A 15493-nucleotide genomic window follows, 5' to 3' on the forward strand; every position below is an offset into this window, starting at 1 on the left:
GCAAATACCTTCGTTATACAGCCATTCTGACGGCATTTCTATCAGTTTTCATGTCTGATCAACAGCATTTCTAGGTTAAAATCGTAGGTTTGGCAAACAATATTCCTCGCCCTCCGTTGGACGCGAAAAAGGTAGATAGCACGATGCTCACATTTCAACAAATCATTCTGACTTTACAAGATTACTGGGACAAACAAGGCTGCGCCTTGTTACAACCTTATGATATGGAAGTGGGTGCAGGCACATCGCACACAGGCACTTTCTTACGCGCAATCGGCCCAGAGCCTTGGCGTGCAGCCTATGTGCAACCTTCTCGCCGCCCAAAAGATGGACGTTATGGCGAAAACCCAAATCGTCTGCAACATTACTACCAGTATCAAGTCGTATTGAAACCAGCGCCAGAAAACATTCTGGATTTGTACCTCGGCTCACTCAAAGCACTTGGTCTGGATTTGCAACAAAACGATATTCGCTTTGTGGAAGATGACTGGGAAAACCCAACCCTCGGTGCCTGGGGCCTGGGTTGGGAGGTCTGGCTCAATGGTATGGAAGTGACACAGTTCACGTATTTCCAACAAGTGGGTGGTCTCGATTGCAAACCTATCCTTGGTGAGATCACCTACGGTCTGGAACGTCTGGCGATGTATTTGCAAGGCGTAGACAATATCTACAATTTGGTATGGACCGAACGCGAAGAAAACGGCAAAACTGTGCGCCTGACCTATGGCGACGTGTTCCACCAAAACGAAGTTGAACAATCAACCTTCAGTTTTGAGTATTCAAACACTGATTTCTTGTTTTCATTGTTTAGCAATTACGAATCAGAAGCGAAACGCTTGCTTGATGTCACAGAAAAATCGCTGGCATTACCTGCGTACGAAATGATTTTAAAAGCGGCACACACATTTAACTTACTAGACGCCCGTGGTGCGATTTCCGTCACCGAACGCGCGGCCTATATCGGCCGTATTCGCAATCTTTCGCGCGCTGTTGCTGCGGCTTATTACGCTTCACGCGAAGCATTGGGTTTCCCTATGTGTGCAGCGGATGACAAACATAAACCAGCCCCTGCCCCTTCAGCGCCTTCACCAACTGAAGCCGCTTAAGCGAACATTGACAGAATTGACTGGATTTTAAAAATGAATCACACCTTATTAGTTGAATTATTTACCGAAGAGTTACCACCAAAAGCACTGGCAAAATTAGGCGAAGCCTTTGCCGCTGGCATTGTCGCCGGTTTGAAATCACGTGATTTCTTAGATGCTGAATCGGTAGCCACGAGTTATGCTTCACCACGTCGTCTGGCAGTGAGCATCAGCAAAGTACGCGCCACATCACCAGATAAGCTGATGCGCGACAAAGTATTGCCAGTCAGCGTGGCCATGGATGCCGATGGCAAAGCAACGGCGCCATTGATCAAAAAGCTGGCGGCAATGGGTTTTCCGCATTTGCAAATCAGCGATCTGGAACGCGCGATTGATGGCAAAGCAGAAAGCTTCTTCTACAACCACACGGCACCAGGTTCTTCCTTAGCACCTGCTTTGCAAAGCGCAGTAGAAGAATCGATCAGCAAATTACCAATTCCGAAGGTCATGAGCTATCAACGTCCTGATGGCGAGACCGTACACTTCGTTCGTCCTGTGCATAGCGTCATCGCTTTGCATGGTAACGATATCGTGCCGCTATCTTTGCTTGGCTTACATAGTTATCGCGTTACCCAGGGTCATCGCTTTTTATCCGCTGGCAAGGTCAGCATTGCACACGCAGATGATTATCCAGCCGTTTTAAAAACAGAAGGCAAAGTGGTTGCCAGCGTGACAGAACGTAAAGAACAAATCCGCACTGCCTTGTTGCAAAAAGCAGGTGCTGATTTGGTATTGATGCCAGAATCTTTGTTGGATGAAGTAACTGCCTTGGTCGAGTGGCCAGTGGTCTACGAATGCCATTTTGAACAAGAATTTTTAGCCGTGCCACAAGAATGTCTGATCCTGACGATGCAGACCAACCAAAAATATTTTGCGCTGACTGATCCGAATGGCAAACTGCGTTCACGTTTCTTGATCGTCTCCAATCTGGAAACCAGTGATCCGCAACACATCATTCAAGGCAATGAACGCGTCGTTCGTCCACGTCTGTCGGATGCAAAATTTTTCTTTGAGCAAGACAAGAAAAAAACACTGGAATCACGCTTACCAATGTTAGCTAATGTCGTTTATCACAATAAACTTGGCAGTCAGGCTGAACGTACCGAACGCGTAAAGACATTGGCCGGTAAAATTGCTGCCCACTTGCACGCAGATATCGCATTAGCTGAACGCGCAGCCTTGCTGGCGAAGACAGACTTATTGACTGACATGGTCGGTGAATTCCCGGAGCTGCAAGGCATCATGGGCACTTACTACGCGCAACATGACGGCGAACACGCTGATGTCGCAGCTGCGGCGTCAGAACATTACCAACCACGTTTCGCGGGTGATGCATTACCTTCAACCATGACCGGTACGGCAGTTGCACTGTCTGATAAATTAGAAACGCTGGTCGGTATCTGGGGCATCGGTTTGCAACCAACTGGTGATCGCGATCCGTTCGCCTTGCGCCGCCATGCGCTCGGCATTTTGCGTATGTTAGTAGAAAAGCGTTTGCCTTTATCGCTGTCGGGTTTGTTGGCTGATGCAGTTGCCCTGTTTGCCGGCAATGCGAATTTCAAAGATCCATCTGCCGACGTACTCACTTTCTTGTTTGATCGTCTACGCGGACAATTGCGTGATCGCGGCTTTTCTCAAAACGAAGTCGAAGCTGTCGTTGCACAAAATCCGGATACACTGGATAACATCGTTGAACGCTTGCAAGCGGTACAAGCCTTCGCCGCCCTGCCAGAATCCGTCTCTCTGGCTGCTGCGAACAAACGCATTACCAATATTCTGAAGAAAGCAGACAGTGTTCCGACCAGCATTAACCCGGCATTGTTAATTGAGGCGCCAGAACAAGCACTTGCCAACGCAATGGCGAATGTCAAACCGCAAGTGGATGCCGCATTTAGTAGCGGCGACTTTACCGGAGCGTTAAAAACCCTGGCAGCCTTGCGCACTGAAGTAGATAACTTCTTTAACGATGTAATGGTCAATGCCGACGATCTGGCTTTACGTAATAACCGCCTGGCATTGCTGGCAAGTTTGCATGTGATGCTCAATCAAGTCGCTGACATTTCTAAACTCGCGGCATAACGTGATGATGGCTGAGAAAGGACATGGCATGAAACTCATTATTCTTGATCGTGATGGCGTCATCAACCAGGATTCTGATGCGTTCATCAAATCACCTGCTGAGTGGATTCCCATTCCTGGCTCATTGCAAGCCATCGCCCGTCTGAACCAGGCGGGCTATACCGTGGTGGTCGCGACCAATCAGTCTGGCATAGGACGCAAATTATTTGATATGGCGACCTTAAATGCGATTCATCAAAAAATGCACACGGCAGCACAACAAGTTGGTGCCACCATCGATGCCGTTTTTTTCTGCCCGCATACCGCCGATGACAATTGTGACTGCCGCAAACCGAAACCTGGGATGCTGCATGAGATCAGCCGCCGCTATGATATCAACCTCAAAGGCATACATAGCGTCGGTGACTCATTACGTGATTTGCAATCTGGCTTCATGATGGGTTGCGTACCGCATCTGGTATTGACCGGTAAAGGGGTTAAGACCCAAGAGAAAGGCGGCTTGCCACCCGGGACACAAATTTATCCGAATCTGGAAGCGATGGTAGATCAATTGCTGAGCAATTCCCTGCAAGCCGAACTTAATTTTGCCGTTTAATGCTATAAACTAAAATAAAAATAAGATAGATAGCAATCATTTCTGACCTGGAGACTTCATGCGTAATGTAATACCGTTTATTCGTTCTTTCATCTTTTTACTGCTGATGATCGTTGCCACTGTGGTTTGGGCACCGATCAGCATGCTGTTTGCATTTCTGCCTTATAACCAACGTTATTACATTACCGCGCGCTGGAATGTTTTTATCATCTGGGCTGCAAAAGTCGTGTGCGGCATTCATTACCAATTTAAAGGTTTTGAAAATTTTCCTGATGCGCCAGCGATCATTTTGTCCAAGCACCAATCTGCGTGGGAAACCATTTTTTTATTGATGGCGACACCTCGCCCTCTGGTGTTTGTATTCAAAAAAGAAATCACCTACATTCCCTTTTTTGGCTGGGCAATTTCTTTGCTGCGCATGATACCGATTGATCGCAGCAAAGGTAAGGATGCGTTTGCACAAGTCGTTGTTCACGGTAAAAAGCGCCTTGCGGACGGACAATGGATCATCATGTTTCCTGAAGGCACTCGCATTGCGGTTGGTAAAAAAGGCAGCTATAAAGGTGGTGGCGCCAGACTGGCTGTAGAAACAAACACACAAGTTGTTCCCATCGCTTTAAACTCCGGTGAATGCTGGCCGAAAAATTCTTTTATCAAGCGTCCTGGTACAGTCACTATTTCCGTCGGGAAGCCTATCTCATCAGAAGGTGAAAATCCTTTCGATTTAATGCAAAAAGTCGAGGCATGGATAGAAGCAGAAATGCGCGTAATCTCTCCACATGCCTATAATGTTGACGGCTCAGAAAAATAAAGTAAGCCTTTATTAATATTTTCAGAGCGAAAATTAAACTATAGCTGCCCCATTTTTGAGCTTCAGGTTTAATTTTCGCAAATTTTTTCGTTACCAAAAAATCTTTACGCTTCCCCAAGCGACATCGTTCAGCCTCGTGCAGTATTCTCTGACTTGAGATACAGTATGCATAGCTGAATTTAAATTCTTCCTATAAAAATTCCGTCCGCATCCACGATAAAAATCCTGATTGTCAGTCTGAATTGAACTGCGTATGCCATCTATCGTAAAAGCCATACAACTCGCATTACAACTGGATTTATTCAGCGATTTTTTGTTGCCGGAACGCCGTAAAGCCAAGCCAGAAGCACCTGAGTTACCATCACCAACGCCAAAACCAATAGCCCCCCCGACAAGCAAAAATGATGAGCAACAATCGTCGCGTCCATCGCTACCATTAGCACCTCCGCAGGATAAGACTGACACTGGCAATCATCGCCGTATTCTGATTAATGGCACGGTACTTGAATATGATCTACAACGATCCAAGCGCCGTAGCATTGGCTTTTTAATCAATGATGGAGGATTACACATTACAGCCCCTCGCTGGGTTACCATTACCGCCATCGAGTCTGCTATTCATGAAAAGAAAAACTGGATTTTACGCAAACTCAGCGAGCGACACGAACGTACTTTGCGTAAGCGCGAACCAGTCATTGTCTGGGGTGACGGAGCGAAGTTGGCTTATCTGGGCAATGAAATGGTTGTCCGCGTAATGAACGCGCCCAACACAGGTGTTCATTTTGATTCAGAAGCAAATGAACTACACGTGCGTTTGCCTGCAGATACCAGCGAACAACAATTAAAAGACTTGATCCGCAATTGGTTACAGCAACAAGCAAAGCGCGAATTTAACGAACGCTTGCCTGGCTATGCGGAAAAACTCAATGTACGCTATCACAGCGTGTCGCTATCGGCCGCAACGACGCGCTGGGGCTCATGTACCTCGCAAGGAAAAATCCGTTTAAATTGGCGCCTGATTCATTTTTCACCGCTGATTATTGACTATGTGATTGCGCACGAATTGGCACATTTAAAAGAAATGAATCATAGCCCACGCTTTTGGGCGACCGTAGAATCCATCTTCCCTGATTTCGACATAGCCCGCCGCCAGTTGCGACAACATGCGACGGCGGATTTGCCGAATTTTTAATTATCCATTCATTTTCAGGGCGGGTGCAATCCACCAATCACATCATCAGCGATCACAGCGCGGGTCGCCCCCGTCCTACCGTAATAAAACACAGTTTTCCAGAATATGTAAAAATGCGCGTGGTATACAAAAATGTGCAAACCTCAATACCTGATCGCAACAACACCAAACACCAAGGAAAAAACCATGAGAATTTTACACACCATGCTACGCGTCGGTAATCTGCAGCGCTCTATCGATTTCTATACCAAAGTATTGGGTATGCACTTGCTGCGCCAATCTGATAATCCAGAATATAAATATACACTGGCTTTTTTGGGCTATGGCAGCAACCCTGAACATGCAGAACTGGAACTGACCTACAACTACGGCGTAGAGCAATACGATATGGGTACGGCCTACGGTCACATTGCGATTGCAGTACCTGATGCAGAGGCAGCGTGTACTGCAGTCAAGGAACGTGGTGGCAACGTAACGCGCGAAGCTGGTCCAGTGAAAGGCGGAAAAACCATCATCGCTTTTGTGCAGGATCCCGATGGTTATAAAATTGAATTGATACAACGAAGTTCAGACGTTACGCTCTAACAGGATATATAAGATACTTGCACCGGACAACATTGCAATCAATTACCGGTGCAAGGTATACATAAAAGCAAACAAGTGTTTAACGCTCAATACCACTTAAAACAGATCAGCGATCAATTTTCACAGGTAGTTTTTTGGTGTCTGCACTGTTATCGGACTCACGGGCACTTGTGTTCATGACTTTCATCAAAAAAACCAAACTCAAAATAAATAGCAACGCCAAGCAAGAAAAAATCATTGTCCACATAATAAAACTGATGCCTGGAGAAAAGTTAATGATGGAAGGCAATAATACTCCAGGACAATCCACGTCTTACATGGATAAATGATGAGACACGATATTTTACATTTTTGGAAGCGCTTAAAAAATCAGCCTATACCCGTGAACCGCCATAGAAAAACTAATGGGTAAAATAATGCGGTGAGGATAACTTGGACGTTTCAAGTTATCCTCAATATAGTGGATCACACGTGACCGTGGCGGCGGAAATAAGCAATCAAGCCGCTAGTAGAAGTATCAAGTTGGGCGTCGTAATCCTGGTTACCGAGAATTGCTGGTAACAGGCGGTTTGCCAATTGTTTGCCAAGTTCCACGCCCCATTGATCAAATGAGTTAATACCCCAGATAACGCCTTGTACAAACACTTTGTGCTCATACAATGCTAGCAACATGCCGAGTTGAAATGGATCAAGAGCTGGCATCAAAATCGTCGTGGATGGTTGATTACCTGCGAAAACCTTATGCGGCAACAGGGTAGCAATTTGGGCTTCGTTTAAACCCGCATTGGTCAGTTCTTCACGCGCTTGTGATTCTGTTTTCCCAAACGCTAAAGCGGCACTTTGCGCCAGACAGTTCGCAAGCAAAGGTGCCTGATGACCTGGTAATGGATGATCACTGGATGCAGCGACCACGAAATCACATGGAATCAACCAGCCGCCCTGATGCAATAATTGGAAGAAGGCGTGCTGGCCGTTGACGCCAATTTCACCCCAAACGATAGGATTGGCGCGACAAGTCAAAGGCTCGCCGTTGCGGCCTACTGTTTTACCGTTAGACTCCATTTCCAGTTGCTGCAAAAATGCAGGCAAGTGACGGATAGATTCGTTATACGGCAAAATTGCCGTCGTTTCCGCTCCCAGGAAATTAGTATTCCAAACCGAGATCAACGCCATTAATACAGGTAGATTATGTTCGAGCGGCGTCGCACAAAAGTGCTTGTCCATGGTTTCTGCGCCTTGCAACATACGCTCAAAACCACTCATTCCTATTGCTAAGGCAACGGACAAACCAACCGCCGACCACAAAGAATAACGGCCACCAACCCAGTCCCAGATGGTCAGAATATTCGTGTCAGGAATACCGAATTCACGAGCTTTATCGGGACTGGAAGTGACCGCAATAAAGTGTTTGCCGATTGCCCATTCTTCCATCGCGGCTGCCATCAACCAGGTACGCGCTGTGTGCGCATTTATGCTGGTTTCTTGAGTAGTAAAGGTCTTCGATGCAACGATAAATAGGGTCGTGCGCGGGTCAAGCTCTTCTAACAAGGGCGCAAGATGTGCACTATCCAAATTCGAGACATAATAAAAATTCAGATTCGGGTGCTGCATCGCTGACAGAGCGCGCGTTGCCAGCTTCGGGCCGAGGTCAGAACCACCAATACCGATGTTGACGATATTTTGAATCGCGTCACCTTTAAAGCCGCGCCACAAACCACTACGTACGCGCTCAACGATATCACGCATTTGCTTACGCACGGCGCGCACTTGTGGCATCACGTCGTGTTCGGCATTGGGGAATGGTTTAAAGTCCATGTTACGCAAAGCAGTGTGCAATACTGCGCGGTCTTCGCTGATGTTAATTTTTTCCCCGGAAAACATGCGATCTCGCCAGGCTTCGACATTTGACAATCGTGCCAATGCAAGTAAGCCGTCTAAAGCTGGTTGATCTATTCTTTGCTTGGAATAATCAATGAGCAAACCATCCAACTCAGCTGAAAAGCGTTTAAAACGTTGCGGATCTTCTGCAAATAAATCGCGTAAGTGTTTTTGCTCCAGACGAGTCTGGTGTTGCAACAAGGATTGCCATTCCGGGGTCAGCGTAATATTCATAGTGTGAAAATCAGCGTAAAAAGTAAGATCAAAAAAGCTATTTCAATGATGCCGTGGTGTGAAGAATACGTGCGAGATTGACGTATTGTTCGAGCGGAATGGTTTCTGGACGTGCTTGCGGATCAACACCTGCATCGATGAGCTGCTGCTCAGTAAACATGCCTGCCACACAGTTACGTACCACTTTACGGCGTTGTGAAAACGCCTTAGTTACGACAGCTTCTAAACTCTTTTGATCACAAGGCAAGGTTTCTTTTTTCGGGATCATGCGTACGATCGCAGAATCAACTTTTGGCGGCGGATCAAAGGATTCAGGCGGTACGACAAACAATAAATCCATCTCGTAACGCCACTGCAACATGACAGATAAACGGCCATAAGTTTTGCTACCTGGCGGTGCCACCATGCGTTCAACCACCTCTTTTTGCAACATGAAGTGTTGATCTTCGACCTGATTGGCAATCTCGGTAAGATGAAATAACAGCGGGCTGGAAATGTTATACGGTAAATTGCCAACAACACGCAGTTTTTTACCTTCAGGGACTGGGATCGTATTGAAATCAAATTTCAATGCATCGCCTTCATGGATGATAAGTTTGTCTGCCGGAAAATTCTTTTTCAGTCGCGTCACCAGATCTCGATCCAGTTCCACTACATGCATCTGTGGTAGACCTTCCAGAAGCAGACTAGTCATCGCAGCGAGGCCGGGGCCAATTTCGACCATGGTTTCGCCAGCGCGTGGGTTGATGGCGCGAATGATTTGACTCAACACCAATTGATCGGTCAGAAAATTCTGCCCGAAACGTTTACGTGGAATATGTTTCATGATTATTTCTTATTTTTTGCCATTTCAGCGGCAACGCGAATTGCCACCAGCATACTACTTATATCAGCATGTCCAAGACCTTGCGCTGCTAAATCTAATGCGGTTCCATGATCCACTGAGGTGCGAATCAGCGGCAACCCCAAAGTGATGTTAACGCCCAATCCAAAACTCGCATGTTTAAGCACACTCAGACCCTGATCGTGATACATCGCCAGTACACAATCTGCATGTTCCAGATATTTAGGCTGAAACAAAGTGTCAGCTGGGTAGGGGCCGCTTGCTTCTATACCAAGGCTTTTTGCATGTTCAATGACAGGAGTGATCACATCAATTTCTTCACGCCCCAGATAGCCGTTTTCTCCCGCATGCGGGTTGAGTCCGGTCACTAAAATGCGGGGGTGGGAAATTCCCATTTTGTATCGCAAATCAGCGTCAATGATTTGCAGCGTACACAACAAATCATCGAAACGGATCGCCGCTGGTACATCTTTTAACGCTAAATGTGTGGTAGCCAATGCAACCCGCAAAGGTTGTTTCAGGTGATCATTTGCTTCGCAGGCGAGCATCATAACCACTTGCGGTGTCTGCGTCTTTTCTGCCAAGTATTCAGTATGCCCGCTGAACTTCACGCCAGCATCGTTAATCGTACTTTTTTGCAATGGTGCAGTAACGATGGCATCGCACCAGCCTCGTTGCACACTTTCAATTGCGACATCAAGCGTATGCAAAACGGCTCTGCCATTACGAGGGTCAAGTTGACCTGCGACCACATGGGCAGTGAGTGGGCAATCGATGACCGTAATGCGATCAATTCCGGTAGCTGATAAACCGTAATTTCTGAGTGCTTCCAGAGAAACGCCCATCAATTGTATTGCCGGATCAATTTCATTGGCCAACATTGCCAGATAGGCAGCATCACCAATCAACACGGGTCTGATTTCATGCCGTAAAGACCAAGCGGCACGAATCGAGATTTCCGGCCCTATTCCTGCCGGCTCACCTACCGTCAGTGCAATGGCCGGTAATCTCGATTCAGGCATTATTTATCTTCCGTACGGAATTCAACGTAAGTACGATCACGCAATTCACGCAACCAGTCTTGATATGCTTCGTCTGACTTGCGTTCACGCAGAGCATTGCGCGCAGCCATCCGTTGACGGTCATTGGTTTGATCTTCCGATTTGCGCTCTAAAACCTGGATCAGGTGGTAGCCAAATGGCGACTTTACAGGTGCGCTTACTTCATTGATCGCCAACTTATTCATTGCTTGTTCAAATTCAGGCACGGTATCGCCAGGGAAAATCCATCCCAAGTCGCCACCTTTGGCAGCGGAGCCATCAGCAGAATTCGCTTTTGCGAGCTCTTCAAATGTCGCTTCTTTGCTGTCAATTTTCTTTTTCATGTCCTGCATTTTTTGCAGAACTTCTGCTTCAGAAATAATCTGATTTGGCTTCATCAAAATATGGCGTACATGTGATTGTTGAACCACGGCAGCCTCGGCCTTCACATCGTTAGATGCCCGTTGGCCATTCAATTTAACAATATGAAAGCCATTCGGACTGCGAATAATGTCGGTAAATTCTCCCGCCTTTATTTTGCTGACAGCATCAAGAAATAATTGTGGCAAACGATCCTGTTCACGCCAGCCCAAGTCGCCACCTTTGAGCGCTTCAGCGCTGTCAGAATAAGTCACTGCCAGCTTGGCGAAATCACCTCCTGCACGTAATTTTTGCAGCACTTCTTCAGCACGATTACGGCGCAAGGCGATCTGATCAGCGTTCGCATTTTCCGGAATACGGATCAAAATATGTGCAAGATTCAACTCTTGTTTTCCAGCTTTTGCATTCGCTTCGGCCGCCAGGAAATTATCGACTTCGCTTTCGGTAATCAGAATCTTGCTATCAACCTCGCGATCACGTACACGCTGCATCATGATGTCATCACGAATTTCCTCGCGAAAGCGAGCGTAGGACGTACCTTCACGTTCAATTTGATTACGAAATTCTTGCATGTTCATTTTATTTTGTTCGGCCATGCGCTGCATTGAACGATCGAGCATCACATCATCAACGCGCATACCGTTTTCTTTTGCCAATTGTAATTGTGCACGGTCAATGATCATGCGTTCCAGCAATTGCTTTTGTAAGTCTGCACGATCTGGCAGAGCTGTACCCTGCGCCTTCAAACGACGCTCAACGGTAATCAGTTTTTCATTTAATTCTTGCTTGGTAATTACTTCGTCATTGACGACCACCACAATACTATTGACCGCTTGTGATTTTGCCGATGTGCTCGTGTTGCCAGAAGCCTGTTGTGCAAAACTGGATTGTGTCGCCAGCAAACTTATAGAAAGTGCCGCTACAGAGAAAAGAGTACGTTGTTTCATGTGCAATAAATGTCGCATAATGATCTAAAAAACTGTTTGAGCAAAGCCGCAGTATTGACTGCTTAAGCGGCATAAAAGTTGCAATATACACGTTAGCGGTGTTTTCACAAACAACCATGCTTACGCATCGCTATTCAACAAGTCACTAACTCACCTCACGAAAAGCTCTATTGGGCTGATTACATCGCGTATTAACGTTCAGTAATCGGTTGATAACCGGAAATGTTACGTTTTAATGCTTCTATAGGATCATTCCCAACCCCAAGTCTTCCTAATCCACCAAGTTCAAGCTGAATTGAAAAACCGGTATTATTATTCAGGCTAGTAAGAGCAAATCGTTGTATAACGAGGCGCAATGCCCAACAATCTGCCTTATATTCAAAACCGACCAGCCCGTCGACAACCTTTCTGTCCATCAAAGAATAGTTGCTTCTGCCAACTGCATACCAACGCTTTCCAATTGGCCATTGTGCCGAGACATCTACCTCTTCCAACTCGTCGCGTTGAAAGCGATACGCCAGATTCAACACTTTTTTCGGTTCAGGTTGCCAGCGAATGCCATAATTAGATTTAACCGATTGACGGCTACTTTGACTTACCTGTAAGCCTAAATCCAATCCGAGGCTACGTGTCACCTGACCAGTTGCGGCCAACAGCAAATCAGAGCGACTTGGCGGGATGGTATCGTCAGCCGATACTTTTTGGGAATTGAAATAAAAACGCTGCCCAATAGCCAGCTTTAATCGCTCTTCACCATCCATCTCAATGTAACGAGACACAAGAGCTGCGGTAATCTGATTCGAGTCTCCAACTAAATCTTGTCCACTAAACCGGTTTTCACTAAAAATCTGTGCAAAATTAAAATCAACATTTGCACTATCAAAAAGTGGCACAGCGTCTTGGTTCACATTGGGCGTGCGTACATAAAATAACCGAGGTTCGAGCGTTTGCGTGACGTCACGGCCAAACAAGGTGCTCTGACGCTCAAACACCATACCACTGTCAACCGAGAATGTAGGTACTACTTTCGTAAAGTCAGATGGATAGTCGGGATCCTGACGGGCCAGTTGGTACGAATTGACATGCAACTGCAATTTGGGTGTTATGAAGTAACCAGGTTGAATAAACGGTATGGATACCTGCGGATTGAGAACCAACCGGTCTCCACGCACAAAAGTCGGGTGCCAAAAACGAGTCAGGCTGGAATCAAACGCCCAATCGAAACCCATCACGTCATGTTGTTCAGCATGAAACTGAATTTGCGGTAAACGATCATACGGTCTGTCGATAGGGGCATTCAGGTCTTGCAATACCTGATAATTGCTTGCCAATACACTGAGATTCCAGTACGCACCCGAATACGTTGCATTGATATTTCGCGGCAACAAACGCTGAGAGGTCTTGGTAATAGAATTTGAAAAATCTGAAGAATAGTTATCGTCGGATGCAATATTGATATCCCAGGTCAAATTCAAAGCGGGCATCAGTAGTTGTTGATGCGACGATCTTAATGCGTAACGACTGCTATTCGTTAATTTATCCGCTGACAAACCTTCAAGTGAAGTTTCACCGAGATAAGTATCACCCAGATAGCGCATGTCGGCGCCTAATTGCAGGCCTCGGCGAGAAATGATTTTAGGATATAAAGTTAAATCACGGTTTGGTGCAATATTGTAATAATAAGGTAAACCAAATTCAGCGCCGCCTACAGTTGACGCTCCGATTGTCGGCGGTAAAAAACCAGAATGACGAGCCCCAGACAAAGGAAAAGTCAGCGTTGGTGTAGCCAGGATAGGTGTACCCATAAAATAAAGTACGGATTTGCCTGCAATACCGGTATCAAGACCGCTATCCAGGTTTAATGTATCGGCACGCAAATACCAATCGGGATCAACACCGTTGCAAGTACTATAAGTTCCCTGATGAACGATAGAACGTTCCGTATCCAGAAAATCAATCTTCGCTGCTTTACCCTGAGCGTTCGATTCCAGTAAATGATAGTCAGCACGACTTACATTACCAATGCCCGAATCCAAACGCAGCTGTGCAGTATCACTGTTGAAGCAATCGCCTTGTTTACGGATGCGCACATTACCTTCAGCTTCAACCTCATCTTCAAGATACAAATAAGTTGCTTTATCCGCAGTTAAGGTAGTGCTGCCCTTGACGATCTCAACATTTTCTTCAAAATGAGCGTCCCTATCCGGACGGCCATACATTTTTTCGGACTGAACGACTGTGGGAGCAACTTTATCCGCATCTCGCTGCTTTTGCTTTTGCTTATCTCGATCTTCCTTTTTGTCTCGCTTACTCTTTTGGCGCGAGGCTGTATCCTCGTCAAAACTAAAGGGATCATCCTCCTGTGCCTGATCAGTTTTTTGCACTTGATCTGAGATGCTCATGTTTTCAGAGCTCAACGGAGATGCGATTGCTTCCGACTCTTTTATCGTCTGTGCCTGCGCCTTTGCAAAGAAAGCAGGTACCAGCACCGAGACGACAATCGCGGTGATAGTAGGAAACAAGAGCGGTGAGTGAGATAATACGGGTTTCCTGCGCATGTATTCAGTAGTCAGTGAGCGTTTTGGCAAGCATATTGGACGGTATCATTCAGACAATCCGCCAGAAATTAGTCGCCTATTATAGGTGAAATGCCGCTAAATCTACCTGAACTGTGTGCACAAACTCAATCTATTATCAAATTTACCATGCCATCTACTGATAACACGCCTGCAAACTCAGCCGTTTCTGAGATAAAAGAACAACGCCGTGCCGCTCTGAAAGAATGGTTAGGTGGCCTTTCTGACCACGCGCTGCAACTCGACAGTCTGCGTCCGGCGTCCGCCGATGCCAGTTTCCGCCAGTTTTACCGCATCGATACGAACGATGGTCGCAGTCTGATCGCCATGGATGCGCCGCCAGTGACTGAGAATTCTGCCGCGTTCATCAAAATGGCGAATTTATTGAAAAGTATTAACCTCACTGTGCCGGAAGTATTAGAACAAAATCTGGAAGCAGGTTTTTTACTGGTCACCGATCTGGGTTTGCATACCTATGCCCATGTGTTAAACCACGACACTGCACACAAACTTTACCTTGACGCGATTGACGCTCTGGTATTGATGCAAGCACAAAGCCAGCCTGATGTGCTGCCAGAATATGACCGCGCGTTCTTGTTACGTGAATTGAATATATTCACTGAATGGTATGTGAATAAGAATTTAGGCGTGACGCTGAATGAAAAGCAAACCGCTACTTTAGATAAAGTCTTTGACCATTTGCTGGCAAGCGCACTAGCGCAACCACAAGTGTATGTACACCGTGACTTCCACTCCCGCAATTTGATGTGGATGGACAAAGGTAATCCGGGGATTGTTGACTTCCAGGATGCCGTCTACGGCCCTATCACCTATGATCTGGTGTCGCTGTTACGCGATGCTTATGTCCAGTGGGACGAAGAAATGGTGCTGGACTGGGCCATACGCTACTGGGAAAAAGCGAAACGTGCTGGCTTGCCGGTCGCACCGGACATTGATAGTTTTTACCGTGATTTTGAATGGATGGGCTTACAACGCCACCTCAAAATGTTAGGTATTTTTACCCGGTTGTCGCACCGCGATGGTAAAGACAATTTCCTCGCAGATATTCCAACAGTTATGGAATACGTGCGCAAAACTTGCCATCGTTACAAAGAGTTAGTGCCGCTGTTACGCCTGCTCGACGAGCTGGAAAATACTGCCCCCCAAGTTGGCTACACGTTCTGAG

12 protein-coding genes are annotated in these 15493 nt (G+C 46.4%); 7 read left to right on the top strand and 5 right to left on the bottom strand.

Annotated elements, in window-relative coordinates; genetic code table 11:
• Positions 1-143: 143 nt before the first annotated feature.
• The 6 genes from glyQ (at position 144) to gloA (ending at position 6407) form a co-directional block, all read left to right on the top strand.
• The gene (gene glyQ, locus H8K32_RS02755) at positions 144-1106 is read left to right on the top strand and encodes a glycine--tRNA ligase subunit alpha (protein ID WP_186910956.1); all 963 of its coding nucleotides are present in this window, start codon (positions 144-146) and stop codon (positions 1104-1106) included.
• Positions 1107-1139: 33 nt separating this feature from the next.
• The gene (gene glyS / locus H8K32_RS02760) at positions 1140-3224 is read left to right on the top strand and encodes a glycine--tRNA ligase subunit beta (protein WP_186910957.1); all 2085 of its coding nucleotides are present in this window, start codon (positions 1140-1142) and stop codon (positions 3222-3224) included.
• Between the two features lie 28 nt (positions 3225-3252).
• Positions 3253-3819, top strand: a complete 567-nt coding sequence (gene gmhB / locus H8K32_RS02765) for a D-glycero-beta-D-manno-heptose 1,7-bisphosphate 7-phosphatase (protein WP_186910958.1) — start codon at positions 3253-3255, stop codon at positions 3817-3819.
• A 58-nt stretch (positions 3820-3877) separates the two neighbouring features.
• Positions 3878-4630, top strand: a complete 753-nt coding sequence (locus H8K32_RS02770; protein WP_186910959.1) for a lysophospholipid acyltransferase family protein — start codon at positions 3878-3880, stop codon at positions 4628-4630.
• Positions 4631-4883: 253 nt separating this feature from the next.
• On the top strand, positions 4884-5822 hold the full coding sequence (locus tag H8K32_RS02775) for a M48 family metallopeptidase (protein WP_186910960.1): 939 nt from the start codon (positions 4884-4886) through the stop codon (positions 5820-5822).
• Positions 5823-6008: 186 nt separating this feature from the next.
• Complete coding sequence (gene gloA / locus H8K32_RS02780; protein ID WP_222612999.1) at positions 6009-6407, top strand: lactoylglutathione lyase; 399 nt, start codon at positions 6009-6011, stop codon at positions 6405-6407.
• Positions 6408-6872: 465 nt separating this feature from the next.
• Here the strand turns inward: gloA and pgi are convergent, their stop codons facing one another.
• From pgi to H8K32_RS02805, 5 genes are all read right to left on the bottom strand, one after another.
• Positions 6873-8519 carry a glucose-6-phosphate isomerase gene (gene pgi, locus H8K32_RS02785; protein WP_186910962.1) on the bottom strand — a complete coding sequence of 549 codons (1647 nt, stop codon included), beginning with the start codon at positions 8517-8519 and terminating at the stop codon, positions 6873-6875.
• Between the two features lie 37 nt (positions 8520-8556).
• Positions 8557-9345, bottom strand: coding sequence for a 16S rRNA (adenine(1518)-N(6)/adenine(1519)-N(6))-dimethyltransferase RsmA (gene rsmA, locus H8K32_RS02790; RefSeq protein WP_186910963.1), 789 nt, complete (start codon positions 9343-9345; stop codon positions 8557-8559).
• 2 nt (positions 9346-9347) lie between these two features.
• Complete coding sequence (gene pdxA, locus H8K32_RS02795; RefSeq protein WP_186910964.1) at positions 9348-10385, bottom strand: 4-hydroxythreonine-4-phosphate dehydrogenase PdxA; 1038 nt, start codon at positions 10383-10385, stop codon at positions 9348-9350.
• The gene (locus H8K32_RS02800) at positions 10385-11731 is read right to left on the bottom strand and encodes a peptidylprolyl isomerase (RefSeq protein WP_186911231.1); all 1347 of its coding nucleotides are present in this window, start codon (positions 11729-11731) and stop codon (positions 10385-10387) included. The genes pdxA and H8K32_RS02800 overlap by 1 nt, the downstream gene beginning before the upstream one ends.
• Positions 11732-11922: 191 nt before the next feature.
• Positions 11923-14289, bottom strand: a complete 2367-nt coding sequence (locus H8K32_RS02805; protein WP_186910965.1) for an LPS-assembly protein LptD — start codon at positions 14287-14289, stop codon at positions 11923-11925.
• A 147-nt stretch (positions 14290-14436) separates the two neighbouring features.
• Here H8K32_RS02805 and H8K32_RS02810 point away from each other — a divergent pair, with 147 nt between their 5' ends.
• A complete protein-coding gene (locus tag H8K32_RS02810) occupies positions 14437-15492 on the top strand; it encodes an aminoglycoside phosphotransferase family protein (RefSeq protein WP_186910966.1) in 1056 nt (351 codons plus the stop codon).
• Position 15493: the final 1 nt, after the last annotated feature.

Source organism: Cognatundibacterium jejuense, assembly GCF_014284255.1.
GTDB lineage: Bacteria > Pseudomonadota > Gammaproteobacteria > Burkholderiales > Burkholderiaceae_D > Undibacterium > Undibacterium jejuense.